The following is a 25,794-nucleotide window of genomic DNA, read 5'->3' as shown; positions in this document are numbered from 1 at the left end:
CGCGCGGCCCGGTGGCGGCCTGCCGGGTTCAGCGGGCCAGCGACGCCGCGTCCCCCATCACGATCACCGGGTTCTTCTCCGGGTCCAGGGTGAGCAGGAGCTCCCGCATCCGGTCCTCGGTCAGCGAGACACAGCCCTGCGTGGGACCGCCGTGGTCCACGTGGACCCAGATGCCGCCACCCCTCTCCCCGCCGAGCGGCCGGGTACGGTCCAGCGGGCTCGTACCGGGGGCGCGGTTGTAGTTGATGGCGACGACGTAGTCGAAGGAGCCTTCCAGGGGCTCCCCCAGGAAGCCCTCTCCGCTCACCGAGAAGCGGGACTGCTCGTCGTACGGCAGCAGTGCGCCCGGGTCGGGGAGGCGGCCGCCCGCGTCGGTGAGGCCGAAGACCCCGACGGGTGAGCGGAGATCGTCGGCGACGTGGTGGTCCGTCCAGCCCTCCATCCCGTTGTGGGCGGGCCAGGGCCCCGCCCCGGGTCTCCAGCCGCGCGCGGGATCGTCCCGGCTGTAGAGCGTGACCGCGGAACGGTTGGAGTCGGGCCCCTGCCCGGTGACCACCACGGCCTGCCTCGCGGTCACCGGGATCCGCGCCCGGGTCTCCGGGCCGAGGTCCGGGATCTCAGCCGGAGCGACGAAGGGCTCCACCGTGCGGGACGGCGCGGGTGAGGCCCCGGGCCCACCCGCGCCCCGGGGCGCCGACGGGTCGGAGGTCTGCACCGCACCGGCGGAACAGCCGATGACCAGGACGAAGAGGGCGACGAGAAGGACGTACGGGCGACGCGGTACGGACACGGTGCGGAACTCCTCGGTGGCGGGCGGGCGAGCACTTCCGGTGCCAGTCCTTGCCGGGCCGGGCGGCGCCGAACCCGAACCGGGGCCATCCGGATGTACCCGCTCCGCGTACCCGCTCACGGCGAGTTCCGCACGTCTCACCCGTACGCAGGAAGGTGGCCCGGGACCGCAGCGGCCCTGGGCCACCTCTCACCGGACTCCCGCGGAGTCCCTAGAGGTCCGTGCCGTCGTGGGTCTCGTCGGGGTCGACGCCCATCGTGATCGAGCCGATGACGCCCCTCGCCATCCTGCCCTTGCGGTACGAGAGCTTCAGCAGGCCGCCGGTCACTCCGCTCCGGTCGTAGATGGTGTCCTCGGTCAGGGTCGTGCGGGTGGTGGTGCTCGTCGAGTACGGCTCCTCCTCCGCGGAGTCGAGCACCGCGGACTCGGCGAAGAAGAACTGGCCCGTGTGACAGGTGTGCCCGCCCTCGTACCCGGCGTCCGTCATCGTCCCGCCGACGTGGACCTTGGTGTGGATGTGCACGGCCCGGCCCTGGTACCAGCCCGGGAAGACCGTGGTGAACTCCACGTACCCGTGCTGGTCGGTGAGCTGGGTGCCCCGCAGATACCGCTCGTCGTCGGTGGGTTCACTGTGCCCACCGCCTCCACCGCCGGGGCCTCCGGACGGGGGTGTCCCGGTCGGCGTACCGGTCGGCGCGTCCGTGGGGGCGCCGCTGGGCGGAGTCCCGCCGCCGGGACCGCCCTGGCTCATGCTCTCGTAACCGGAGTAGATCCCCAGCGCGTCGCAGTGCCAGATGTCGACGGCCGCCCTCTTCAGCGGTGTACAGGTGTCGGAGTCGATCACCTTGAGACGGAGGGTCAGCGGGATGCCCTCCCTGTCCTCGGTGATGTCCTTCCGGATCCTGTCGGCGTCGATGTAGTACGGCCCCTCGGTGGTCTCCGAGGTCAGCCGGTAGCACTCCTCGCCCTGGCCGGCCTTCTTGCTGCCGCTCTTCTCCTCGCCTGCCGAGGCAGTCGCCACGACTCCGGCGCCGATGCCCGCGGCAGCCATGACCGCGCCTCCTGCGAGGATCACGCGCCGGCGGGTCAGATCCTTCTTGTGCGCGGGTCCCTGATTGTCTGTCATGAGGGGTGAGGCTAGGCAGCCCGGCTGGCAGGGACGTGGGTGCGGGCTGTGCGTTCCTGTGCGTATCCCGTGCTCCTACGAGAACAGTCCCCGGCCGGAGGGCCGGGGACTGTTTCACGTGGAACCGAAGCGGAACCGCTGACGCCTACTTCGCGCCCGTGTCCCTCGCCACCGAGTCCTTGGCCTCCGCCCTGTCCCGGGCCTCCGCCTTGTCCTTGGCCGACGCGACGGGCTTGCGGAGCTGGATGTTCAGCTCGCGCAGGCGGGTCTCGTCCAACTCGCTCGGGGCACCCATCATCAGGTCCTGCGCGTTGCCGTTGAGCGGGAAGGCGATCGTCTCCCGGATGTTGGGCTCGTCGGCCAGCAGCATCACGATGCGGTCGACGCCCGGGGCGATGCCGCCGTGCGGCGGGGCGCCGAGACGGAACGCGCGCAGCATGCCGGCGAACTCGCGCTCGACCGTCTCCGCCTCGTAGCCGGCGATCTCGAAGGCCTTCAGCATGACCTCGGGCTCGTGGTTACGGATGGCGCCGGAGGACAGCTCGATGCCGTTGCAGACGATGTCGTACTGCCACGCCAGGATGTCGAGCGGGTCCTTCTCCTCCAGGTCCTTCATGCCGCCCTGGGGCATGGAGAACGGGTTGTGCGAGAAGTCGATCTTCCCGGTGTCCTCGTCCTTCTCGTACATCGGGAAGTCGACGATCCAGCAGAAGCGGAAGACGCCCTCCTCGAAGTGGCCGGCGCGCTTGGCGGCCTCGACGCGGACGACGGACATGATCTTGGAGACCTCGTCGAACTCGCCCGCGCCGAAGAAGACGGCGTGGCCGGGGACGAGGGACAGACGCTCCGTGAGGGTCTTGATGTCCGTCTCGGTGAGGAACTTGGCGATCGGGCCCGCCAGCGTGCCGTCCTCGCCGACGCGGACCCAGGCGAGGCCCTTGGCGCCGTGCTCGACCGCGTACGCACCGAGGCCGTCGAAGAACTTGCGCGACTGGCCCGCGGTGTCCGGCACCGGGAGGGCGCGGACGTGCTTGCCGGCGAAGGCCTTGAACTCCGAGTCCGCGAAGACGTCGGAGATGTCGACGAGTTCCAGCTGGGCACGCAGGTCCGGCTTGTCGTTGCCGTACTTCAGCATCGACTCGCGGAACGGGATGCGCGGGAACGGCGAGGTGACAGGGCGGCCGTTGCCGAACTCCTCGAAGAGCTCGGTCATGAGCTTCTCGATCGGCTGGAAGACGTCCTCCTGCTCGACGAACGACATCTCGACGTCGAGCTGGTAGAACTCACCGGGCGAACGGTCCGCGCGGGCGTCCTCGTCGCGGAAGCACGGCGCGATCTGGAAGTAGCGGTCGAATCCGGAGATCATCAGCAGCTGCTTGAACTGCTGCGGCGCCTGCGGGAGCGCGTAGAACCTGCCCGGGTTCAGGCGGGACGGGACCACGAAGTCGCGGGCGCCCTCGGGGGACGTCGCGGCGAGGATCGGGGTCGCCATCTCGTTGAAGCCGAGGGCCACCATCTTGGAGCGGATGGAGGCGATGACGGACGAACGCAGCATGATGTTGCGGTGCATGCGCTCGCGGCGCAGGTCGAGGAAGCGGTACTCCAGGCGCCGCTCCTCGTTGACGCCGTCCTCGGCGTTGATCGTGAAGGGCAGCGGGGCGGCCTCGCCCAGCACCTCGACCTCGGTGACCTCGATCTCGATGTCACCGGTCGGGAGCTCCGGGTTGACGTTGTCGGCGCCGCGCGCGGAGACCTTGCCGTCGATCCGGACGACGGTCTCCTTGGTCAGCTTCGACAGGGCCTCGTTGCCGGGTGTGCCCGGGCGGGCGACGAGCTGCACCAGACCGTAGTGGTCGCGCAGGTCGATGAAGAGGATGCCACCCAGGTCTCGGCGATTGTGCAGCCAGCCGCTCAGCCGGACGTCGGTGCCGACGTCAGAGGCGCGGAGCTCGCCGCAGGTGTGGGACCTGTACCGATGCATCGTCGTTCATCCAGTCTTCGCGGTCGGGGTGGATTGACACCCCAGGCTACCGCCCGCGGACGCGCCGCTTCATTGGGATTGTCGCCGTACGGCCGTACGGGACGCGTGCGGGAGGCCGCTCCGGTCGACCGCCGGGCGGCTGTCCCTCGGTGGCGACCGCGAAGAACATCTTCCTAAAGTGGGGCAATGCGCACCGAGGAGATCCTGGCTGCGATCGGGACCGGCCTGTGGAGCTGGGACAGCTCATCGGGCACGGTCACGCTCGACGCCGAGGCGGCACGCCTGGTGGGACTGCCCGCCAGGTCCACAGCCCGCCCCGGCGAGGAGGTGCGCCCCCGCTTCCACCCGGCCGACTGGAACGAGATCGACGGCATCGTGAACTTCGCGATCGCCGAGGGCACGCTGGCCGAGGCCAGGATGCGGGTCGTGGACGAGGACGGCAGGGTCGTGCGCACGGTCCGCACCCGGTCCAAGCCCGTCCCTCTGGACACCCCGGGACGCCATACGTACGTGTTGATGGGCACCCTCCAGGAGGTGTCGTCCCCCCCGGAGGCCACCGCGGCGCAGACCCCGCTCACGGGCGACTGGCGACGCTCGCGCGAGGCGTTCCTGCTGGACGCGGGCCGGGCGCTGGCCGAGGCCGGGTCCACCGAGGAGGTGCTGCGGGTCGCCGGGTCGCTCTCCATGCCGGGCTTCTCACCGGACGGGCTCGCCGTCTTCGGGGTCTCGGGCGACCGGCTGACGGTCATCGGGCACCACGGCCACAACGTCGGTGACGAGAAGCCGTTCACCGACATGCCGCTGGAGACCGACTATCCGGCCGCGGAGGTCGTCCGGACGGGCCAGGCGATCTACCTCGAGTCGCCCGAGGAGTACCGGCGGCGGTTCCCCGCCACCTGGCCCCTCGCCGAGGAGTTCGGGCGCCGGTCCTGGGCCTTCCTCCCGATGATCTCGTCCGGGCACACCATGGGCGCCTGGATGGCCGGGTTCCGGCACAACGTGGCCTTCACACCGGATGAGCGCTCCGTGCTTTCCACGGTGGCCAGGATGCTCGCACAGGCCCTGACGCGCGCCGGGGTCGCCGAGACCGAGCGCGAGCTGTCGATGGGCCTCCAGCGGGCCATGAGGCCGTCCCTCGGCCCCGGAGTGCCCGGCCTGACGGTGGCGGCGCGCTACGTCCCGACGGGGGGAGGGCTCCAGGTCGGCGGCGACTGGTACGACATGATCGCGCTCCCCAACGGCCGGATCGCCTTCGTCATCGGCGACGTCCAGGGCCACGACGTGCGGGCGGCCGGACTGATGGGCCAGCTGCGGATCGCCCTGCGCGCGTACGCCGCCGAGGGGCACCGCCCCGACGCCGTGCTCTCCCGCGCCTCGCGTTTCCTGTTCGGCCTGACGGAGACCTACGACCTGGCCGACGGCGAGGACCGGTCCGACGCGACACGCTTCGCGACCTGCCTGTACGCGGAGGCCGACCCCGAGAACGGCACCCTCGACATCGCCCGCGCGGGCCACCCCGACCCGGTGGTGATCAGCGCCGACGGCACCGCGGTGATCCGGCAGACCGCGGGAGGGCTGCCCCTGGGCGTCGAGCAGGACGCCGACTATCCGACGACCCGCGTCGTCCTGGGGCCCGGGGAGACGATCATGCTGTGCACGGACGGCCTCATCGAGACCGGCGGACACGACATGGCCACCGGATGGACCAGGCTCAGGCCGGTGCTGGAGAAGCCCGTCGAGGACCTGGACGAGCTCGCGGACGCCCTCGTCCGGACCGTGCACGGTCCGGGCTCGCACTACACGACCGGACCTCTCGTCGACCGCCGCGAGGACGACATCGCGGTCCTGGTCCTGCGCCGCGAGGCCGCGCGGACGCGCAGGACCCCGAGGCGGCGCTCGGCGATGACCATCGCCCAGGCGGAACCCGAGCGGATCGCGGCGGCCCGGCAGCAGGTGCGGGAGCTGCTGCACGACTGGGAGGACACCGAACAGGTCGACTCCGCGGAACTGATGGTCTCGGAGATGTCCACCAACGTGCTCGTCCACACGGACGGCGACGCGCTGCTCGTGGCGGAGGTGACGGGTGAGCGGGGCGAGCGGCGGCTGCGGGTCGAGGTGGCCGACTCCAGCGACGAGCTGCCCCACAAACGCCGGCCGGGCGAGATGGCGTCCAGCGGCCGGGGGCTGGTGCTGATGGAGATGCTCGCCGACGCGTGGGGGGTGAACCCCCGGGGGGAGGGCAAGTCGATCTGGTTCGAGCTGTACGAGTCGGCGGAGCCCGCGGAACTGGCCGCAGCCGCCGGCTCATGAGCTCCCGGGGACCGCGCCGCCCTCATCGGTGGCCTCGTAGTCCCTGCGCAGCTCGCCGATCACGCCGAACGCCGCGGCGCACACCGGTACGGCGAGCAGCATGCCCAGCAGCCCCGCGACACTCGCTCCCGCGGTCAGCGCGATCATGATCATCGCGGGGTGCATCTGGACCGTGCGGCTCTGGATGGCGGGCTGCAGCACGTGGCCCTCCAGGACCTGGACGGCGAGCACCACGCCCAGGGCCCAGAGCGCGATGACGATGCCCCGGTCGGCGAGTGCGACGAGCACGGCCACGGCTCCGGAGATGAAGGCCCCGAGGTACGGGATGTAGGCGCCGACGAAGACCAGCGCCCCCAGGCCCGCCGCACCCGGCACCCGCAGGATCAGCAGGCCCACCGTGATGCAGAACGCGTCGATCAGGGCGATGAAGGTGGTGCCGCGCATGAACCCCTCGACGGCCTCGAAGGCCCGGCGCCCCATGGCCTCCACGAGGTCGCCGGTGCCACGCGGCGCGAGGCTGTGGGCCAGGTTCACGGCACGGTCGGAGTCGCGCAGGAAGAAGAAGGTCAGCAGGAGCGCGAGGACACCGGTCGTCACGAGCGACCCGATGAGGCTGATCCCGGTGAGCAGTCCGCCCGCGGCACTGGCCCCGAACTTCTCGACGAGGTTCTTGGCGTTGTCCGCGAGGTCGTCGACATCGGCGACGCCCTCGATCTGGAAGTGGTCGATGACCCACTGCGCGGCGTCCTTCAGCGAGTCCACGATCTGGCCGCCGGTGTCGACGAGCACGGTGACCACGATGTAGCCGGCACCCCCGCCCACCGCGACCAGTGCGGCGCAGGTGAGCCCGGCGGCCACCGACCTGTTCACCCTGTGTGCGGCCAGCCAGCGATGGACGGGACCGAGCAGGGCGGTGCCGAGCAGCGCCAGCAGGACCGGGGTGACCGCGGTCTTGAGCGCCACGCACAGCCAGATGGCCACGGCCGCCACACCGGCGACCAAGAGCATGACGCCACACCAGGCGGCCGTCCGCCGCGCGACGTCGGGCAGGAGGGGCTTCCGGGTAGGCACCCTCCCACCCGACCACGGGCCCGGAGCGGTGTCCCTTGCTCACGGGCGTACGGGTGACGACGCCGGACGCCACGTCATATTCCGTACGGGGTCGGGACGGTGCAGCGATGCAGCGACCCGCGGGAACGCCAGGAGCCGGGGGAGACCCGCCGGCGGTCGACACCGGACACGGCCGGCGGAGCCGGGCAGAGCCGTACGTGCCGGCCCCGGTGGCCGGGGCCGGCACGTCCGCGTCACATCCCGTGCACGGCGGGGACGGTGCCCAGCAGGCCCTTCTGGAAGTCCTCGAAGGCCTGCTTGAGCTCGTCCTGGGTGTTCATGACGAACGGCCCGTAGTGCGCCATCGGCTCGCGGATCGGACGCCCGCCGAGCAGCACGACCTCCAGGTCCGGGGTGTTGCCGTCCTGCGCCTCGTCGGCGCGGACGGTCAGCGAGGACCCCTTGCCGAAGACCGCGGTCTGGCCCATGCGGACGGGGCGGCGCTCCGCACCGACGCTCCCGCGGCCCGCGAGGACGTAGGCGAGGCCGTTGAACTCCTCACGCCAGGGCAGCGTGACCTCGGCACCCGGGCGGACCGTCGCGTGGACCATGGTGATCGGGGTGTGCGTGATGCCCGGGCCCTCATGACCGTCGAGCTCACCCGCGATGACGCGGAGCAGGGCGCCGCCGTCCGGGGAGGCGAGGAGCTGGACCTGGCCGCCGCGGATGTCCTGGTAGCGCGGGGCCATCATCTTGTCGGCCTTGGGCAGGTTCACCCAGAGCTGGAGGCCGTGGAAGAGGCCGCCGGACATGACGAGGGCCTCCGGCGGCGTCTCGATGTGCAGGAGGCCGCTGCCTGCCGTCATCCACTGGGTGTCGCCGTTCTCGATGGAACCACCGCCACCATGGCTGTCCTGGTGGATGAAGCTCCCGTCGATGATGTAGGTGACGGTCTCGAAGCCGCGGTGCGGGTGCCAGGGAGTCCCCTTCGGCTCGCCCGCCGCGTACTCCACCTCACCCATCTGGTCCATCATGATGAACGGGTCGAGGTGCCGGTAGTTGATCCCGGCGAAGGCGCGCCGCACCGGGAACCCCTCACCCTCGAAACCGCTCGGCGCGGTCGTGACGGTCAGCACGGGGCGGGCCACGGCCTCGGCCGGGGCCGCGACCTTCGGCAGGGTCAGCGGGTTTTCGACGGTCACTGCGGGCATGGGAGCCACCTCCGGGAGTCTTCTGATCCCAATTTAGTTGAACGGTGAACATCCTGCAAGGCGGCCTTCATTCCCGGCGCCTCCGCAAGCGCCCCCGGACAGGCCCCGGACAGCCCCGAGGGGCCCGCACCGTGCCGGTGCGGGCCCCTCGGGGGCGGCGTGTGCGGAGGGTGCCGCTCAGCCGTACATACGGCGCATCGCGAAGTCGACCATCTGCTCCACCGCCTTGGCGTCGAACACCATGCGGTGATCGCCCTCCATGTCCAGGACGAAGCCGTAGCCGGTCGGCAGCAGGTCGATCACCTCGGCACCGGTGATCACGAAGTACTTGGACTCCTTGCCCGCGTAGCTCCGCAGCTCCTTGAGCGTGGTGAACATGGGAATCACCGGCTGCTGGGTGTTGTGGAGGGCCAGGAAGCCGGGGTTGTCGCCCCGCGGGCAGTAGACCTTCGCCGTGGCGAAGATCTGCTGGAAGTCCTCCGCGGACAGCGAACCGGTCGTGAAGGCCCGTACCGCGTCGGCCAGGGACGGCGGCGAGGGCTCGGGGTACAACGGCTGCTCGCCGTAGCCGCCGCCCATCTGCTGCTGCGCGCCCTGGTTCTGGTCGTAGCCATACATGCCGCAAAGAGTAATCGGACACATCTGTGCCTCGGGGGGTTGCGTCTTATTACTGACGGGTAGCATCATCGGAGAGGTCAGGTGATATACCCACGCCCGGCCGTCCGCCGCCCGACCCTCTGTTCCTCCACGGGGCGCTGCGCGCCACTGCTATTGATTACGGAGCCTTCCCATGGGGCACTACAAGTCGAATCTCCGCGACATCGAGTTCAACCTCTTCGAGGTCCTCGGGCGCGACAAGCTGTACGGCACCGGTCCGTTCGCGGAGATGGACGTCGACACCGCGAAGAGCATCCTCGACGAGGTCACCCGCCTCGCGGAGAACGAGCTCGCCGACTCGTACGCCGACGCCGACCGCAACCCGCCGGTCTTCGACCCCGCGACGAACACCGCGCCCGTACCGGCCTCCTTCAAGAAGTCGTACCAGGCGTTCATGGACTCCGAGTACTGGCGCCTGGGCCTGCCCGAGGAGATCGGCGGCACGACCTCCCCGCGCTCCCTGATCTGGGGTTACGCGGAGCTTCTGCTCGGCTCCAACCCGGCGGTCTGGATGTACTCCTCCGGCCCCGCGTTCGCCGGCATCCTCTTCGACGAGGGCAACGAGGCGCAGAAGAAGGTCGCCGAGATCGCCGTCGAGAAGCAGTGGGGCTCGACGATGGTGCTGACCGAGCCGGACGCCGGTTCGGACGTGGGCGCCGGCCGCACCAAGGCGGTCGAGCAGGAGGACGGCTCCTGGCACATCGAGGGTGTGAAGCGCTTCATCACCTCGGGCGAGCACGACATGTCCGAGAACATCCTCCACTACGTTCTGGCACGCCCCGAGGGCGCCGGTCCGGGCACCAAGGGCCTCTCCCTCTTCCTGGTCCCGAAGTTCCACTTCGACTGGACCACCGGCGAGCTCGGTGAGCGCAACGGCGTCTACGCGACGAACGTCGAGCACAAGATGGGCCTCAAGGCGTCGAACACCTGCGAGATGACCTTCGGCGACCAGCACCCCGCCAAGGGCTGGCTGATCGGTGACAAGCACGACGGCATCCGCCAGATGTTCCGCATCATCGAGTTCGCCCGCATGATGGTCGGCACGAAGGCCATCGCGGCCCTCTCCGCGGGCTACCTCAACGCGCTGGAGTACGCCAAGGAGCGCGTCCAGGGCACCGACCTGTCGCAGTTCATGGACAAGACGGCCCCCAAGGTCACCATCACGCACCACCCCGACGTGCGCCGCTCCCTCATGACGCAGAAGGCGTACGCCGAGGGCATGCGCTCCCTCGTCCTGTACACCGCCTCCGTCCAGGACGCGATCCAGGTGAAGGAGGCCGCGGGCGAGGACTCCAAGGCGCTCAACGGCCTGAACGACCTGCTGCTCCCGATCGTGAAGGGTTACGGCTCCGAGAAGTCCTACGAGCAGCTCGCGCAGTCGCTCCAGACCTTCGGCGGCTCCGGCTACCTCCAGGAGTACCCGGTCGAGCAGTACATCCGCGACGCCAAGATCGACACCCTGTACGAGGGCACGACGGCGATCCAGGGCCAGGACTTCTTCTTCCGGAAGATCGTCCGCGACCAGGGTGCCTCGCTGAACGCCCTCTCCGAGGAGATCAAGAAGTTCCTCGCGGGCGCCCAGGACAACGAGGAGCTGTCCGGCTCGCTGGACAACCTCGCCAAGGCGGCGGTGGACCTGGAGGCGATCGTCGGCACGATGATCACCGACCTCACCGCGACCGGCGAGGACGTCAAGAACATCTACAAGGTGGGCCTCAACACCACCCGCCTCCTGATGGCCTCGGGCGATGTCGTCGTCGGCTACCTGCTCCTCAAGGGCGCGGTCGTGGCGTCCGAGAAGCTCCGCAACGCCTCCGCGAAGGACGCCCCCTTCTACCAGGGCAAGATCGCCGCGGCGAAGTTCTTCGCCGCGAACGTCCTGCCCGGCGTCTCCGCCGAGCGTGCGCTCGCCGAGACCGTCGACAACTCGCTGATGGAGCTGGACGAGGCCGCGTTCTAGGCACAGCGCCCTGATCCACGACAGCGCCGCCACCCGGACCTCGCCCGGGTGGCGGCGCTGTCGTGTCCGGGCGCACGGCCTGGAATCCCGCCGGGACCTGGGCCTACGTCCCCTCCGGCGTCCACCACGACCGGCTCGGGCTCTCCGCCCCGTACGGCGTGGACATCGGCCTGACGACGGCCGACGAGCTGCGGATCCGTCCGGAGAGCGGCCCACAGCCTGCCGGATTCCGGACGCCTCGCTCTCGTTACAGTGAGGACATGAGCTCTCCCGCCCGCTTCGACCGCGGCCACACCGACGATCTGATGGCCTTCCTGATGGCCTCCCCCTCCCCGTACCACGCCGTGGCCACGGCGGCCGCACGGCTGGAGAAGGCCGGATTCCGTCAGGTCGAGGAGACGGCCGCGTGGGACGCCACCACAGGCGGCAAGTACGTCCTGCGGGGCGGTGCGATCGTGGCCTGGTACGTGCCGGAGGGGGCCGCCGCCCACACCCCGTTCCGGATCGTGGGAGCCCACACCGACTCCCCCAACCTCCGCGTCAAGCCGCTGCCCGACTCGGGGGCGTACGGCTGGCGCCAGATCGCCGTCGAGATCTACGGCGGGACGCTCCTGAACACCTGGCTGGACCGGGACCTCGGGCTGGCCGGCCGCATCTCGCTCCGCGACGGCACACACCGGCTGGTGAACATCGACCGGCCACTGCTGCGGGTCCCCCAGCTGGCCGTGCACCTGGACCGGTCCGCCAACCCCGACGGCCTCAAGCTCGACCGCCAGAAGCACATGCAGCCGATCTGGGGACTGGGCGAGGTCGAGGAGGGCGACCTCATCCGCTTCGTCGCCGAGGAGGCCGGCGTCGAGCCCGACGAGATCACCGGCTGGGACCTCATGCCGCACCCCGTCGAGGCGCCCGCCTACCTGGGGCGGGACCGCGAGCTGGTCGCCGGCCCGCGCATGGACAACCTGCTCTCCGTGCACGCCGCGACCGCCGCGCTCGCCGCCGTGGCCGCACTGCCGGACGACGAGCTCCCGTACATCCCCGTACTGGCCGCCTTCGACCACGAGGAGAACGGCTCCCAGTCCGACACCGGCGCGGACGGCCCGCTGCTCGGCACGGTCCTGGAGCGCTCGGTCTTCGCCCGCGGCGGTTCGTACGAGGACCGGGCCCGCGCCTTCGCCGGCGCCGTCTGCCTCTCCTCGGACACCGGCCACGCCATCCACCCCAACTACGCCGAGCGGCACGACCCCACGCACCACCCGGTGGTCAACGGCGGCCCGATCCTCAAGACCAACGTCAACATGCGCTACGCGACCGACGGCGGCGGCCGCGCCGTGTTCGCGGCGGCCTGCGAGAGGGCGGGTGTGCCCTGGCAGACGTTCGTCTCGAACAACTCGATGCCGTGCGGCACGACGATCGGCCCGATCACCGCGGCCCGGCACGGCATCCGGACCGTCGACATCGGTGTGGCGATCCTGTCGATGCACAGCGCGCGCGAGCTGTGCGGCGCCGACGACCCCTACCTGCTGGCCAACTCGCTCACCGCGTTCCTCACGGACTGACCGCAGGCCGTCCCAACCGCCTTCCCGGACATGCTTGTTCCCGGGCCGGGTACGCGACCCGTACACCGGCCCGGACTCACCGGGCCGTCGAGGAGGCGGAAGTCATGGGACTCGGAGGATGCATTCTCCTGATCGGTGCCGGAGCGATTCTGGCATTCGCCACCGACTGGGAAATGGATACCGTCAATGTCGACCTGGTCGGCTGGATCATGATGCTCGTCGGCCTCGTCGGGGTCTTCGTCTACGCGAGCATCGCGCGTCGCCGCCGCATGGTCGTGCCTCCCACCACCACGGTGGTCTCGGAGGACGATCGCCGCTACCGGTGACGGCATGTGAAGGCCCCGCCCGCCCGGACGTTCCTGCCGGGCAGGCGGGGCTTCGTGCTCGGGCCGTCAGCCCTGCTCGTCCATCCCGGCCAGCACCAGCGGAAGCCTGGACGTACCCGCCGCGGTGACGCTGACGGGAACCCCCCAGTCCTGCTGGTGCACATGGCAGGCCGGGTACTCGTTCGCCGGGTCGTCGTCGCAGGACGCCGCCATCGCGGACACGTGCAAAACTCCCTCGGTGTACCCGTCCGCCAGGACCAGCTCGCGGCTCAGGTCCGTACCCGGGCCTGACCCCTCGGCCAGCAGTTCCGGCGGTGTCGAGGAGACCAGCAGCCTGGTCGAGGGACCGTAACGGGTGTCCAGCTTCTGTCCGGCGGGCGCCTGGAAGACGACGTCCAGGCGCAGTGTCCCGGCGGCGACCTCGGTGGCCGCCCGCTGCGTGCGGTGGGCCCGCTCCGCCACGCGCACGGCCTCCTCGGGAAGCCGCAGCCGGGTCAGCCGGTGCCGTGCGGACTCCACGACCACCAGATCGCCGTCCACCAGCACCGCGTCGCTCGGCTCCCGCAGGTCGGTGGCCAGCGTCGTGACCTCGCCGCTCTCCGGGTCGAAGCGCCGCAGGGCGTGGTTGTAGGTGTCGCTGACGGCGACGGAACCGTCCGGGAGGGCGGTGACGCCCAGCGGGTGCTGGAACAGCGCCTGACCGGCCGGGCCGTCGCGGTGGCCGAAGTCGAAGAGCCCGGTACCGACGGCGGTGTGCACGGCGCCCTCCAGGTCCACCCAGCGCAGCGCGGAGGTCTCCGGGTCGGCGACCCAGAGGCGGTCCCCGGCCGCGGCCAGGCCGGACGGCTGCGCGAACCACGCCTCTCCGCCGGGCCCGTCGACCAGACCCTCGTTGGTCGTCCCGGCGGCCACCCGAACCGTGCCCTGCCCGGGGTCGTACGTCCACAGCTGGTGCACACCGGCCATCGCGATCCACAGCCGGTCACCGAACCAGGCGATGTCCCAGGGGGACGACAGGTCCACCTCCGTCGCGGGGCCGTCGGTGGCGGAGCCCTGCCACCACTGGCGGCCGGTCCCGGCGAGCGTGGTCGTCACGCCCGTCGCGAGGTCGAGCGCCCTGATCGCGTGGTTGACCGTGTCCGCGACGGCGATCCGGCCGTCGGGCAGGACGGCGAGGCCCTGCGGCTCGCTGAACCGGGCGTCCTCGCGGCCCCCGTCCGCGAATCCACGCTCACCGGCGCCGAAGTGCCCCCGCACGGTCTCCCCGTCGGCGTCGAGCTCGACCAGGCGGTGGCGGGTGGTGTCCGAGACCAGGAATCCGCCGTCGGGCAGGGCGAGCGCCTTGCCCGGGAAGCGCAGGTGCGTGGCGACCGGCTCCGGAGCCACGTACGGACCGTCGCCACGGCGCAGGGTGCCCTTCGCGGCGTGCTCGGTCTCCAGCTCCTCGACCAGCTTCGCGATGGCGTGGGCGTGCCCCTCCCCGGCGTGCTGGGCGACGACGTATCCCTCGGGGTCCACGACGACGAGCGTGGGCCAGGCCCGGACGGCGTACTGCTTCCAGGTGGCGAGCTCGGGGTCGTCGAGGACGGGGTGGTGCACCTCGTAGCGCTCGACGGCGTCGACCACGGCCTGGTGCTCCGCCTCGTGCACGAACTTCGGCGAGTGGACACCGATGATCACCACGGTGTCGCGGTGCTTCTCCTCCAGCTCACGCAGCTCGTCGAGCACATGCAGGCAGTTCACACAGCAGAAGGTCCAGAAATCCAGAATGACAATGCGTCCCCGCAGCTCAGCAAGGGTGTACTGCCGGTCGCCTGTATTGAGCCAGCCGCCCTTGCCGATGAGTTCGGGGGCGCGGACACGTGCACGTGCGGTCATGACACCAGTCAACAGCAACGCCGCCTGCCCGCATTCCGCTGGGGCGTCGGGGAACCTGTGATCCATGAGACTTCTCGTGCGTGAGCGGCTTTTCGGCATCGGCGACGACTACTGGATCGAGGACGCGGACGGGCACAAGCTCTTCCTCGTCGACGGCAAGGCCATGCGGATCCGCGACACCTTCGAGCTGAAGGACGCGGACGGCCGGGTGCTGGTGGAGATCCGTCAGAAGCTGATCAGCCTGCGCGACACCATGCTGATCGAGCGGAACGGAGAGGAGCTCGCCAAGGTCAGGAAGAAGCGGCTCTCCCTCCTGCGCAACCACTACCGGGTGACCCTGGTGGACGGCACCGAGCTGGACGTCAGCGGCAAGATCCTGGACCGCGAATTCGCCGTCGACTACGACGGTGAGCTGCTGGCACAGATCTCCCGGCGCCGGCTGAGCGTTCGCGACACCTACGGCGTCGACATCGTCAGGGAGGACGCCGACGTGCCCCTGCTCATCGCGGTGGCCGTGTGCGTGATCGCCCTCGGGGACAAGGAGCACGGGGACGACTGACCGCCGGCGCGCCCGGAGACGCCGGTGGCCCGGTTTCACGTGAAACCGGGCCACCGGGGGACGGCCACGTGCGGCTCAGGCCAGGCGCCGCGGAGGGATGCCCAGGCGACGGTCCTTGAGCGCCGGGAACCGCTCCCGGGTGGTGGCGGTGCTCGCGGGGTCGAACTCCACGGTGAGCACCTCCTCGCCCGCTCCGGCCTCGGCGAGCACCTCGCCCCAGGGGTCGACGACGATGCTGTGGGCCGCCTGCTCGATCCCCGCGTGGGTACCCGCGCACCCGACGGCCAGGACGTACGCCTGGTTCTCCACGGCACGGGCCTGCGCCAGCAGCGTCCAGTGCGCCCGGCGGCGCTCCGGCCACCCCGCCGCGACGATCATGGTTTCGGCCCCCGCGTCGACGAGCCCCCGGAACTGCTCCGGGAAGCGCAGGTCGTAGCAGGTGGCAAGGCCGAGCGTGGTCTGCGGCAGGGCGACGGTGACGAGCTCCTCACCGGCACCCATCATCACCGCCTCACCCTTGTCGAAGCCGAAGCGATGGATCTTCCGGTACGAGGCGGCCAGTCCGCCCTCCGGCGAGAACACCAGCGAGGTGTTGTAGAGCGTGCCGTCCTCGGCGCGCTCCACGAAGGATCCGGCGTGCAGCCAGACCCCGGCCTCGGCCGCCGCCTTCGCCATGACGTCGTGCGTGGGTCCGTGCAGCGGCTCGGCCTCATCGGCGAACGCGGTGTAGGCGAAGGCGCCGACCGGCCAGAGTTCAGGGAGGACGACCAGGTCCGCTCCCCGCTGCGCGACGACCAGGGAAGCCGCGCGCTCTCTACGGGAATTGACCGATTCATCCTCGTTTACTGCGATCTGGATGAGGGAGGCGTGCACACTACCACCGTCCTGGCATGGAAGCCGTCAACGCGGGCCTACGATCGTCACACGAAAGCACTGCCGGGGTGCCTGCTCGCAGCGTAACTTAGCGAGCGAACCTCCCACGCAGCCCGCAGACAGCACCGTCGGTGCCGGCCATCCTGTCCGGCACTCCCTGCTCTCCAGCCCATGCACCGCAGAACCGCACGAGGGGTCCCGTGACCGTCCATCCCAGCCTCCAGACCTATGCCGATGCCTGGACCCACTCCGTCGAGTCGATATCCGAGCTGGTCAAGCCGCTCGCCGAGGGGGAGTGGAACCGCCGGACGCCCTGCCCGGGCTGGTCGATACGTGACATCGTCTCGCACGTCATCGGCATGGAGTGCGAGCAGCTCGGCGACCCCCGTCCGATCCACACGCTGCCGCGCGACCTCTACCACGTGCAGAACGACCACCAGCGCTACATGGAGATGCAGGTCGACGTACGGCGCCACCACACAGCACCGGAGATGACCTCGGAGCTCGAGTACACGCTCATCCGGCGCATGCGTCAGCTGCGCAACGAGTCGCGCGATCCCGAGACCATGGTGCGGGCACCCCTCGGTGCGGAGCAGACGCTGGAACTCGCTCTGCGCATGCGCGCCTTCGACGTCTGGGTGCACGAGCAGGACCTGCGCACGACGCTGGGGCAGCCCGGCAACCTGGACTCCCCCGGCGCCCTGATCGTCCGGGACACCCTGCTGATCGGCCTGGCGAAGGTCGTCGCCAAGGACGCGGGCGCGCCGCCCAACTCGGCCGTGGTCTTCGACGTGCACGGCCCACTGGAGTTCCTGCGTACGGTCAGGGTCGACGGGGAGGGGCGCGGCTCGGTCGACGGTGCGCCGTCCCTGGGGCCCGCCGCGACCCTGTCGATGGACTGGGAGACGTACTACCGGCTGGCCTGCGGCAGGGTCAGGGCAGGGGCCGTGGAGGACCGGATCAAGACCGACGGCGACCAGGACCTCGCGGCCGAGATCCTGCGCCACTTCGCCGTGACCCCGTAGCCGGCACCCGGCGGTACCCCGTCCGCCGGCGGACCCGGGCGGGCTCCGCCGGCGGGGACGGTCAAACAGGAGACGGTCAGACGGGCACGTGCACGGCCTCGACGCGGCTGACGACGTGGTGGTCGCGTTCCCTGTGGGTGGCACTGGCGTGCAGCCGCAGGATCTGTACGACACCCAGCGCCTCCAGGACGAAGACCGAGGCGAACGCGACGCGGTAGTTGTCCCCCGTCGCGTCCAGCAGGACCCCCACCGCGAACAGGGTCGTCATCGAGGCGACGAAGCCCCCCATGTTGACGATCCCGGAAGCGGTGCCCTGGCGTTCCGGCGGATTGGCGGGGCGGCCGAAGTCGAAGCCGATCATCGACGCGGGCCCGCAGGAGCCGAGGACCACGCACAGGGTGATCAGCAGCCACATCGGCGCGTGGTCGCCGGGATAGAAGATCGTGGTCGCCCAGAGCAGCGCCGTCACCGCGACCGTGCCGAGGGCCAGCGGGGCCCGCGCCGCGTGATGGCGGGCGATGACCTGGCCGTAGACCAGTCCCACCACCATGTTGGAGAGCACCACCAGGGTGAGCAGCTCACCCGCGGTCCCCCTGCTCAGCCCCTGCGCCTCGACCAGGAACGGCATGCCCCACAGCAGCAGGAAGACCATGGCGGGGAACTGCGTCGTGAAGTGCACCCACATGCCCAGGCGGGTGCCCGGCTCCCGCCAGGCAGCGGCGATCTGCTTCCGTACGTACGCCGCTCCTGCGTGCTCGGAGGGCGGCGGCTCATGGCCCTCGGGGTGGTCCTTGAGGAAGAGCAGCAGCGGTATCAGCACCACCACTCCGGCCAGCGAGCTGCCGACGAAGGTCGCAGTCCAGCCGAAGCCGTGCAGCGCGCGGGCGATGAAGAGCGTCGAGACGAGGTTGCCCGCCATCCCGAACAGCCCGGTCACCTGTCCTATCAGCGGTCCTCGCCGGGCCGGGAACCACCGGGCGCCGAGCCGCAGCACGCTGATGAACGTCATCGCGTCGCCACAGCCGAGCAGCGCGCGTGAGGCGAGCGCCATGCCGTACGACGGGGAGAGCGCGAAGCCCAGCTGCCCCAGCGTGAAGAGCACCACCCCGATGGTGAGGACCTTCTTGGTGCCGAGCCTGTCGACCATGAGGCCCACGGGTATCTGCATGCCGGCGTAGACGAGCAGTTGCAGGATGGAGAACGTCGACAGGGCCGAGGCGTTGACGTCGAACCGGTCGGCGGCGTCGAGTCCGGCGACGCCCAGACTCGTACGGAAGATGATCGCGACGAAGTAGACGGCGACACCGATGCCCCAGACCCACAGGGCACGACGGCCGCCGGGCGGGTCCCCGGGCAGGGAGAGGGTGGGGGACGCGGAGCTCACCGGTCATCACCCCGGACCAGCACCTTGACCCGGCTGACGTGGCGCCGCACGACCTGCGCGGCGCCGTCGGCGTCGCCGGCCCTGATGGCGTCCAGCAGCTCACCGTGTTCGGTGATGTTGGCGGCGATCCTGCCGGGGTGCGCCTCCATGACGGCCACACCCATCCGGAGCTGCCGGTCGCGGAGCTGGTCGTAGAGGCGCGAGAGGATCTCGTTGCCCGCGTTCTTCACGATCTCGGCGTGGAAGCAGCGGTCCTTGACCGACACGGCGGCCAGATCGCCCGCTTCGGCGAGCTCCCTCTGCTCCTCCAGGAGCAGTTCGAGCCGGGCGATCAGCCGGTCCGGTGCGGGCACGGCCTTGCGCGCGGCGAACTCCTCCACGAGCAGGCGGGTCTCGACCACGTCGGAGATCTCCTGGGCGGAGACCGCGAGGACCAGGGCGCCCTTCTTCGGGTAGAGCTTGATCAGCCCTTCGACCTCCAGCCGGAGCAGCGCTTCCCGCACGGGTGTCCGGGACACGCCGACGGCCTCGGCCAGGTCGCCTTCGGTGAGGAGCGTGCCGCCCTCGTACCGGCGGTCGAGAACCGCTTCCTTGATGTGCGTGTAGACGCGCTCGGCCGCGGGCGGGGGCTTGGGGTCCGCCTTGCGGGCGAGAGGGGAGGCTGAAGGTGCAGCAGGCATGCACACAGCATAGATACAAGATGCACGCATGGCGGATCCGGTCCATGATGCGGGACGCCTGCGCCGCACCCGGCCAAGGCGGTGGGCGTAGGGGAGGGAAGCGCGGGCAGGAGCCGTCGCAGGGACAGGAGTCCGCGCGACAGGGGCACCGAACGCCGGACGCGCTCGATCTGGACAGCCGATCCGAATTCACCCGTTCGGGGGCACATCCATCAGGCCGCCTCACGCGTCTCACCACCGAGCGGCACCCTCATGTGGCCGCAATGCAGGCGTATTTGGAGTGTTCGACTTGAAAATCGGTCTTAAGGGTACAAACCGCGCACGGGTCGCCGTCACCGTGACCCTCACCGCAGGCGCCGTCCTCGCGGGCAGCGGATTCGCCTCCACGGCGCAGGCAGCGACCCCGCCGACTCCCACGATCACCGCCAAGGGCGGCTTCGTGATGAACAACGGCACCGGGGGGACGCTCTACGGCAAGGCGTCGGACACCCGCCGCTCCACCGGCTCGACGACCAAGATCATGACTGCCAAGGTGGTGCTGGCCCAGAAGAACCTGAATCTCGACACCAAGGTCACGGTCCAGAAGGCGTACAGCGACTACATCGTCTCGAAGACCGCCTCGTCGGCCCGGCTCATCGTGGGCGACAAGGTCACGGTCCGCCAGCTGCTGTACGGCCTGATGCTGCCGTCGGGCTGCGACGCCGCGTACGCCCTCGCCGACAAGTTCGGCTCCGGCACCACGCGCGCGGCCCGGGTCAAGTCGTTCATCGGCAAGATGAACGCCGACGCGAAGAGCATGGGCCTGAAGAACACCCACTTCGACTCCTTCGACGGCATCGGGAGCGGCTCGAACTACTCGACGCCCCGCGACCTCACGAAGATCGCCAGCAGCGCGATGAAGAACTCCACGTTCCGCGGGATCGTGAAGACGAAGTCGACGAAGCAGAAGGTCACGACGAAGAGCGGCGGCTACCGCTACATGTCGTGGTCCAACACCAACGCCATGCTGGGCAGCTACACCGGCATGATCGGCGTGAAGACCGGCTCGGGCCCCTCGGCCAAGTACTGCCTGGTCTTCGCCGCGACCCGCAACGGCAAGACGGTCATCGGCACCGTGCTCACCTCGACGTCCGCGACCACCCGCACCGCGGACGCCAAGAAGCTCCTGGACTACGGCTTCAAGAAGTAGCCCCGCGACGGCGAAGGGGGCCTGCCCGCACGGTCCGTGCGGGCAGGCCCCCTTCGCCGTCGCTACGCCTGCTGTCGGCGCAGGCCGGCGGTGAAGGCCTCCCACGCGGCGGGGGCGAGGGCGAGGACGGGGCCGTCGGTGCGCTTGGAATCGCGGACACCTATGACAGCGGGTACGTTCCGGGCCACCTCGACGCACTCGCCGTTCCCGCTGCTATAGCTGGACTTCTTGAAGCGGTACTCGCTCATTCGGCCGTCCCCCTTGGCGATGCACTCCGTGGACCGCACCGAGCGGTGCGACAACGACCTCCCGCACACATGTGCGAGTACAGCCAAGTGTCGCCCCTCGGGAGTGCACAGGGAAGGGGCTCTCAACCCGCGCCAGGGGGACCTACGGCCATCGGCGGATCCCAGCCTGGAAAGCAGACCAGGCAGCAGGCGCGACGGCAATCACAGGACCGTCCGGTCGCTTGGAGTCGCGGACTGCCACGGTGAAGGGCACGTTGCGGGCCACCTCGACGCACTCCTGGCCCGCGTTACCGCCGCTGTAGCTGGACTTGACGAACTTGTACGCGAGCACGCGGCCTACAGCTCCTTGAGGATCCCGTTGATCAGTCTGACCGAGTTGTGTTGCGCAAGCCCCAGCCGCGAGATGCGGTCGAAGTGGATGCCATGCCGTTCGGCATCAGTATCGCTCTCCAGCCAGAGAGTGGTCGAGGTCGTGTCCATGTGGACCACGTCCAGCGCGCCCGGCTCGGCGAAGGAGACGATCGTGAACGCGGATGTCATTCCGGGGTGAGCACCCGCGATGTACGGCATCACCTGGAGCTTCACGTTCGGCTGTCGGGCGACGTCCAGCAACCTGCCGAGCTGCTCCCGCATCACCTCTCGCCCGCCTACCAGTTGGCGCAAGGCGCCCTCGTGCACGACCACGCGCAACTCGAGCGGCCGGTCTCCGCCCAACCGCGCCTGCCGGGTCATCCGGGCCTCGACGAACGGTTCGATCTCATCGGGGTCGTCCCAGGACCCGTTGCCCACAGCGAGCGCCCGTGCGTAGTCCGGTGTCTGGAGCAGACCGGGCACGATGGCGAGTTGCCACGTACGAAGGCTGGTGGCGATGTCCTCCAGGGCCACGTATTCGACCATGGACCGCAAGCCCGGGTACTGGTTCCACCAGCCGCTGGCCTTACGTCGTTCGCGGTCGGCCTTGGCCAGAGCCAGCAGTCTGGCGACAACCACCGGATCGGTCTCTCCGTACAGGTGACACAGGGCCCTGACGTCAGGATCCCTGATCGGCACGAGACCACGCTCGATCTTCGCGACCTTCGCAACTGAGGCCGTCAGCGCCTCTGCCGCATGCGACTGGCGCAGGGCTCGCATCTCACGCAACCGCAGCAACTCACCGCCGAGACGGCGCCCGAGCACCGTGGATACCGTCCGGCCCCGATCAGGGCTGTTGCCCGCCACGTCACATCCCCTCCGCCGAGTGGGCCCAAGTCTGGGACCCACCCTTCTCGAACACCAACTAGGGCAGAGAATTCTCTGCTTGAAGTTATTGCTGCCCACGCAATGACACCGCTACTGTCAGTGCCGTACCACTCACACAGCGAGATCAAGGCGCGGAAGTGCACCGCCCTGCCCTGCGCCGGAACCGACGACCGGAACCCGGCCCACCGCAGCGCGACATCGCCACCGCCATCCACGTACACCGGAGGCAGACCCCATGGGCGCAGCCCAGGAAATCCCTGTACCCGAACCCCCGCTCCATGAGGACCGGCTCGACTACACCCCCACCGCGCGGAGCATCTCCCTCAGCCGCCACCGCACCGCGCGGCTCGTCCGGCAGTGGGGGCATCCGGAGCTGGCCGGTGACGCGGCGCTGCTGGTCAGCGAGTTGGCGACCAACGCCCTGTTGCACGGCTGCATGCGGGGCCGGCTCTTCCGGGTGCACCTCACCCTCACTGGCACCGCCCTCCGCATCGAGGTCAGCGATCCGCGCGGGGAGCGGCTGCCCGGGCTGCGCGAAGCCGCCGACGACGACTGCTACGGGCGCGGCCTGCTGATCGTCGCCCGGCTGGCCGACCGCTGGGGCGTCGAGCCGCGCACCGTCGGCAAGACCGTGTTCGCCGAACTCGTCGTGCGATGACCGCGGAACGTCGGCTCAGGCCCCCTCCTCCGAGAGGGACAGCGTTTCGGCGATCGTGCGGGTGGCGAAGTCCGGGTCGCCCGTGATGCGGTTGATGTGTTCCGCGAGCAGGAACGCGGTGGCCTCCAAGGGATTCATCTCTTCCTCCGTCCACTCCCCGTACTGCTTGCGCCACAGGTTGGGGCTCAGGCCCATGCCCGCCGCGACGACCAGGCCCGCCATGGTGGGGATGGCCTCGGGGCGGATACTCCTGGGCATCTGGCGCATCGAGGCCACCAGCGTGGGCACCACGTACTCGAGGACGTCCTTGTCCTGTGCCTCATGCGCCTGCCGCAGCCAGCTCATGAACATGTAGATGATCGTGCAGGTGCCGTCCAGGACGTCTTCGGCACCGCCGGGGCCCAGGGAAGCGACGACCTGTTCCGCCAGCGCCCTCTGTTCCAGATCATTCACGGCGTTGCCGTCGTGAATGCCCTTGAGCCGGGAGTCGATCATCATCAGCGCCCCGCCCACATCGCCGGCGGGAGCGTACTGCGGGTCGCAACTCGATGGCACGGAGCGCCTCCTCGGCTGACTGCGTCGGGTGACACGTCTTGTCCGCAGAGTAGTCGCGCGCACCGTCGGCGCACATGCCGATGGGCCCGCGCACGCACTGCGCGGACCCACCGGAAACACGTACAGCGGGGAGCCTCAGCCCCAGGTGATCAGGCGCTTCGGCTGCTCCAGGATCGCCGCGACGTCCGCGAGGACCTTGGAACCGAGCTCGCCGTCGACCAGGCGGTGGTCGAAGGAGAGGGCCAGCGTGGTCACCTGGCGGGGCTTCACCTTCCCCTTGTGCACCCAGGGCTGGAGCTTGATCGCCCCGACCGCGAGGATCGCGGACTCGCCCGGGTTGAGGATCGGCGTACCGGTGTCGACGCCGAAGACGCCGACGTTGGTGATGGTCACCGTGCCGCCCGCCATCGCGGCCGGGGAGGTCTTGCCGTCCCGGGCCGTGGTGACCAGGTCGCCCAGGGCCTGCCCCAGCTCGGGCAGGGTCTTGTCGTGCGCGTCCTTGATGTTCGGCACGATCAGACCGCGCGGGGTGGCGGCGGCGATGCCCAGGTTGACGTAGTGCTTCTGGACGATCTCCTGGTTGGCCTCGTCCCAGGCGGCGTTGATCTCCGGGTGACGCTTGATCGCGACGAGGAGGGCCTTGGCGATGATCAGGAGCGGGTTGACCCGCACCCCCGCCATGTCCTTGTCCTCCTTGAGCTCCGCCACGAGCTTCATCGTGCGCGTCACGTCGAGGGTGACGAACTCGGTGACATGGGGCGCGGTGAAGGCGCTGCCGACCATGGCCTGGGCGATGGCCTTGCGTACGCCCTTGACCGGGATGCGGGTCTCCCGGCCGGCCGCGTCCACGGACACGGCGACCGGTGCGGGCGTCACGGCCGGAGCGGCGGCCTGCACCGGGGCGTCGGCGGGAGCCGGCGCGGCGGCCGCGTGGACGTCCTCGCGGGTGATGATCCCGCCCTCGCCGGTCGGGGTGACCGTGGCGAGGTCGATGCCCAGGTCCTTCGCCAGCTTGCGCACCGGCGGCTTGGCGAGCGGGCGCGCCTCGGGTGCCGCCGGGGCAGCGTGGCCGTTCATCTCCGCCTGGATCGCGGCGGCGGCCGGACCGGGGATCTCGACGCCCTTGCGGGCACGGCGCTTGGTGGAGGTCTCGGCCACGCCGTAGCCGACCAGCACCGGCTGGCGGCCCTTGGGCGCTTCCGGCTCCGCCTCAGGTTCCGCGACGGGCTGGGCCGGCTCCGGAGCGGTGTCCCCCGCGGCCGGGGCGTCACCGCTGCCGGGCGCCACGTCCACGGCGATGATCACCTCGCCGACGTCGACGGTCGTGCCCTCGGGGAAGCGCAGTTCGTGCACCACCCCGTCGAACGGGATCGGCAGCTCGACCGCGGCCTTGGCCGTCTCGACCTCGCACACGACCTGGCCGTCGGTGACGGTGTCGCCGGGCTGGACGAACCACTTGAGGATCTCGGCCTCGGTCAGCCCTTCGCCCACATCGGGCATCTTGAACTCGCGGAAACGAGCAGACGTTTCGGTCATCGTCGTCACGGCCCTCTCCTCAGTACGCCAGCGAGCGGTCGACGGCGTCGAGCACCCTGTCGAGACCCGGCAGGTACTCGTCCTCGAGCCTGGCCGGCGGGTAGGGGACGTGATAGCCGCCGACCCTCAGCACGGGCGCCTCGAGGTGGTAGAAGCAGCGCTCGGTGATCCGCGCCGCGATCTCGGCGCCGGAGCCGTAGAACACCGGCGCCTCGTGGACCACCACGAGCCGGCCGGTCTTCTCGACCGAGGTCTGCACCGCGTCGAAGTCGATCGGGGACATCGACCGCAGGTCCAGGACCTCGATCGACTTGCCCTCCTCCTGAGCCGCGGCCGCCGCCTCCAGGCAGACCTTCACCATCGGGCCGTACGCGACGAGCGTGAGGTCGGAACCCTCACGGGCCACGGCGGCCTTGTGGAGCGGGCCGGGGATCGACTCGGTGTCGAGCTCCCCCTTGTCCCAGTAGCGCCGCTTGGGCTCGAAGAAGATGATCGGATCGTCGCTCTGGACGGCCTGCTGCATCATCCAGTAGGCGTCGCTCGCGTTGGAGGGCGAGACGACCTTCAGGCCCGCCACGTGCGCGAACAGGGCCTCGGGCGACTCGCTGTGGTGCTCGACGGCACCGATGCCGCCGCCGTACGGGATACGCACGACGACCGGCATCTTGACCTTGCCGAGGGCGCGGGCGTGCATCTTGGCGAGCTGGGTGACGATCTGGTCGTACGCGGGGAAGACGAAGCCGTCGAACTGGATCTCGACCACCGGGCGGTAGCCGCGCAGAGCCAGGCCGATCGCCGTGCCGACGATGCCGGACTCGGCGAGCGGGGTGTCGATGACCCGGTCCTCGCCGAAGTCCTTCTGGAGCCCGTCCGTGATGCGGAAGACCCCGCCGAGCTTGCCGACGTCCTCACCCATGATGAGGACCTTGGGGTCGGTCTCGAGAGCCTTGCGCAGCGACTCGTTGAGCGCCTTCGCGATGGACATCTTCTCGGTGGCCAT

24 protein-coding genes are annotated in these 25,794 nt (G+C 70.0%); 8 read left to right on the top strand and 16 right to left on the bottom strand.

Annotated features, from left to right (window positions below):
- Window positions 1-28: 28 nt before the first annotated feature.
- The 3 genes from ACIRJR_RS02960 to aspS all read right to left on the bottom strand — a co-directional run bounded on the left by ACIRJR_RS02960 (window position 29) and on the right by aspS (window position 3,897).
- Window positions 29-790, bottom strand: a complete 762-nt coding sequence (locus ACIRJR_RS02960) for a hypothetical protein (RefSeq protein WP_403772831.1) — start codon at window positions 788-790, stop codon at window positions 29-31.
- Window positions 791-1,001: 211 nt separating this feature from the next.
- Complete coding sequence (locus ACIRJR_RS02955) at window positions 1,002-1,916, bottom strand: intradiol ring-cleavage dioxygenase (protein WP_403772828.1); 915 nt, start codon at window positions 1,914-1,916, stop codon at window positions 1,002-1,004.
- Between the two features lie 145 nt (window positions 1,917-2,061).
- On the bottom strand, window positions 2,062-3,897 hold the full coding sequence (gene aspS, locus ACIRJR_RS02950; protein ID WP_403772825.1) for an aspartate--tRNA ligase: 1,836 nt from the start codon (window positions 3,895-3,897) through the stop codon (window positions 2,062-2,064).
- 186 nt (window positions 3,898-4,083) lie between these two features.
- Here aspS and ACIRJR_RS02945 point away from each other — a divergent pair, with 186 nt between their 5' ends.
- Window positions 4,084-6,207, top strand: a complete 2,124-nt coding sequence (locus ACIRJR_RS02945; protein ID WP_403772822.1) for a SpoIIE family protein phosphatase — start codon at window positions 4,084-4,086, stop codon at window positions 6,205-6,207.
- Here the strand turns inward: ACIRJR_RS02945 and ACIRJR_RS02940 are convergent.
- The 3 genes from ACIRJR_RS02940 to ACIRJR_RS02930 form a co-directional block, all read right to left on the bottom strand.
- Complete coding sequence (locus ACIRJR_RS02940; protein WP_403772819.1) at window positions 6,202-7,278, bottom strand: AI-2E family transporter; 1,077 nt, start codon at window positions 7,276-7,278, stop codon at window positions 6,202-6,204. The two genes, ACIRJR_RS02945 and ACIRJR_RS02940, sit on opposite strands and share 6 nt — an antisense overlap.
- A gap of 233 nt (window positions 7,279-7,511) precedes the next feature.
- Window positions 7,512-8,468 carry a pirin family protein gene (locus ACIRJR_RS02935; RefSeq protein ID WP_403772816.1) on the bottom strand — a complete coding sequence of 319 codons (957 nt, stop codon included), beginning with the start codon at window positions 8,466-8,468 and terminating at the stop codon, window positions 7,512-7,514.
- A 177-nt stretch (window positions 8,469-8,645) separates the two neighbouring features.
- Window positions 8,646-9,086, bottom strand: a complete 441-nt coding sequence (locus tag ACIRJR_RS02930; RefSeq protein WP_103760589.1) for an SseB family protein — start codon at window positions 9,084-9,086, stop codon at window positions 8,646-8,648.
- Window positions 9,087-9,258: 172 nt separating this feature from the next.
- Here ACIRJR_RS02930 and ACIRJR_RS02925 point away from each other — a divergent pair, with 172 nt between their 5' ends.
- The 3 genes from ACIRJR_RS02925 (at window position 9,259) to ACIRJR_RS02915 (ending at window position 12,970) form a co-directional block, all read left to right on the top strand.
- Window positions 9,259-11,085, top strand: a complete 1,827-nt coding sequence (locus tag ACIRJR_RS02925; protein ID WP_403772813.1) for an acyl-CoA dehydrogenase — start codon at window positions 9,259-9,261, stop codon at window positions 11,083-11,085.
- A gap of 260 nt (window positions 11,086-11,345) precedes the next feature.
- A complete protein-coding gene (locus tag ACIRJR_RS02920; protein WP_403773787.1) occupies window positions 11,346-12,644 on the top strand; it encodes a M18 family aminopeptidase in 1,299 nt (432 codons plus the stop codon).
- Between the two features lie 104 nt (window positions 12,645-12,748).
- Window positions 12,749-12,970, top strand: a complete 222-nt coding sequence (locus ACIRJR_RS02915; protein ID WP_403772811.1) for a DUF6458 family protein — start codon at window positions 12,749-12,751, stop codon at window positions 12,968-12,970.
- Window positions 12,971-13,036: 66 nt separating this feature from the next.
- On the opposite strand, the gene ACIRJR_RS02910 is transcribed toward ACIRJR_RS02915, so the two are convergent.
- Window positions 13,037-14,848, bottom strand: coding sequence for an NHL domain-containing thioredoxin family protein (locus tag ACIRJR_RS02910; protein WP_403772808.1), 1,812 nt, complete (start codon window positions 14,846-14,848; stop codon window positions 13,037-13,039).
- A gap of 64 nt (window positions 14,849-14,912) precedes the next feature.
- Here ACIRJR_RS02910 and ACIRJR_RS02905 point away from each other — a divergent pair, with 64 nt between their 5' ends.
- Window positions 14,913-15,407: an LURP-one-related/scramblase family protein gene (locus ACIRJR_RS02905; RefSeq protein ID WP_403772805.1), complete on the top strand. Its 495-nt coding sequence runs from the start codon at window positions 14,913-14,915 to the stop codon at window positions 15,405-15,407.
- A gap of 75 nt (window positions 15,408-15,482) precedes the next feature.
- Here the strand turns inward: ACIRJR_RS02905 and ACIRJR_RS02900 are convergent, their stop codons facing one another.
- A complete protein-coding gene (locus tag ACIRJR_RS02900; RefSeq protein ID WP_403772802.1) occupies window positions 15,483-16,280 on the bottom strand; it encodes a carbon-nitrogen family hydrolase in 798 nt (265 codons plus the stop codon).
- Window positions 16,281-16,480: 200 nt separating this feature from the next.
- Here ACIRJR_RS02900 and ACIRJR_RS02895 point away from each other — a divergent pair, with 200 nt between their 5' ends.
- Window positions 16,481-17,305: a maleylpyruvate isomerase family mycothiol-dependent enzyme gene (locus tag ACIRJR_RS02895; protein WP_403772799.1), complete on the top strand. Its 825-nt coding sequence runs from the start codon at window positions 16,481-16,483 to the stop codon at window positions 17,303-17,305.
- A gap of 76 nt (window positions 17,306-17,381) precedes the next feature.
- Here ACIRJR_RS02895 and ACIRJR_RS02890 read toward each other — a convergent pair whose 3' ends face one another.
- Both ACIRJR_RS02890 and ACIRJR_RS02885 read right to left on the bottom strand, forming a co-directional pair.
- Entirely contained in the window at window positions 17,382-18,689 is a 1,308-nt protein-coding gene (locus ACIRJR_RS02890) for a nitrate/nitrite transporter (RefSeq protein WP_403772796.1), read from the bottom strand.
- Window positions 18,686-19,369: a GntR family transcriptional regulator gene (locus tag ACIRJR_RS02885; protein WP_403772793.1), complete on the bottom strand. Its 684-nt coding sequence runs from the start codon at window positions 19,367-19,369 to the stop codon at window positions 18,686-18,688. The genes ACIRJR_RS02890 and ACIRJR_RS02885 overlap by 4 nt, the downstream gene beginning before the upstream one ends.
- A 289-nt stretch (window positions 19,370-19,658) precedes the next feature.
- Between ACIRJR_RS02885 and ACIRJR_RS02880 the strand changes: the two genes are divergently transcribed.
- Complete coding sequence (locus ACIRJR_RS02880; protein WP_403772790.1) at window positions 19,659-20,558, top strand: D-alanyl-D-alanine carboxypeptidase family protein; 900 nt, start codon at window positions 19,659-19,661, stop codon at window positions 20,556-20,558.
- 62 nt (window positions 20,559-20,620) lie between these two features.
- On the opposite strand, the gene ACIRJR_RS02875 is transcribed toward ACIRJR_RS02880, so the two are convergent.
- The 3 genes from ACIRJR_RS02875 to ACIRJR_RS02865 all read right to left on the bottom strand — a co-directional run bounded on the left by ACIRJR_RS02875 (window position 20,621) and on the right by ACIRJR_RS02865 (window position 22,024).
- Complete coding sequence (locus ACIRJR_RS02875; RefSeq protein WP_403772787.1) at window positions 20,621-20,806, bottom strand: DUF397 domain-containing protein; 186 nt, start codon at window positions 20,804-20,806, stop codon at window positions 20,621-20,623.
- A 142-nt stretch (window positions 20,807-20,948) separates the two neighbouring features.
- Entirely contained in the window at window positions 20,949-21,137 is a 189-nt protein-coding gene (locus ACIRJR_RS02870) for a DUF397 domain-containing protein (RefSeq protein WP_403772784.1), read from the bottom strand.
- Between the two features lie 5 nt (window positions 21,138-21,142).
- Entirely contained in the window at window positions 21,143-22,024 is an 882-nt protein-coding gene (locus ACIRJR_RS02865) for a helix-turn-helix domain-containing protein (RefSeq protein ID WP_403772781.1), read from the bottom strand.
- Between the two features lie 256 nt (window positions 22,025-22,280).
- On the opposite strand from ACIRJR_RS02865, the gene ACIRJR_RS02860 reads away from it, so the two are divergent.
- Window positions 22,281-22,703, top strand: coding sequence for an ATP-binding protein (locus ACIRJR_RS02860; protein WP_403772778.1), 423 nt, complete (start codon window positions 22,281-22,283; stop codon window positions 22,701-22,703).
- 15 nt (window positions 22,704-22,718) lie between these two features.
- On the opposite strand, the gene ACIRJR_RS02855 is transcribed toward ACIRJR_RS02860, so the two are convergent.
- The 3 genes from ACIRJR_RS02855 to ACIRJR_RS02845 all read right to left on the bottom strand — a co-directional run bounded on the left by ACIRJR_RS02855 (window position 22,719) and on the right by ACIRJR_RS02845 (window position 25,794).
- The gene (locus ACIRJR_RS02855; protein WP_403772775.1) at window positions 22,719-23,258 is read right to left on the bottom strand and encodes a hypothetical protein; all 540 of its coding nucleotides are present in this window, start codon (window positions 23,256-23,258) and stop codon (window positions 22,719-22,721) included.
- 135 nt (window positions 23,259-23,393) lie between these two features.
- Window positions 23,394-24,803, bottom strand: a complete 1,410-nt coding sequence (locus ACIRJR_RS02850) for a dihydrolipoamide acetyltransferase family protein (protein ID WP_403772772.1) — start codon at window positions 24,801-24,803, stop codon at window positions 23,394-23,396.
- Between the two features lie 10 nt (window positions 24,804-24,813).
- Entirely contained in the window at window positions 24,814-25,794 is a 981-nt protein-coding gene (locus ACIRJR_RS02845) for an alpha-ketoacid dehydrogenase subunit beta (protein WP_403772769.1), read from the bottom strand.

The sequence above is a fragment of the Streptomyces sp. NPDC102402 genome (genome assembly GCF_044765765.1).
Lineage (GTDB): Bacteria > Actinomycetota > Actinomycetes > Streptomycetales > Streptomycetaceae > Streptomyces.
This window is presented reverse-complemented; position numbering and strand designations above follow the sequence as displayed.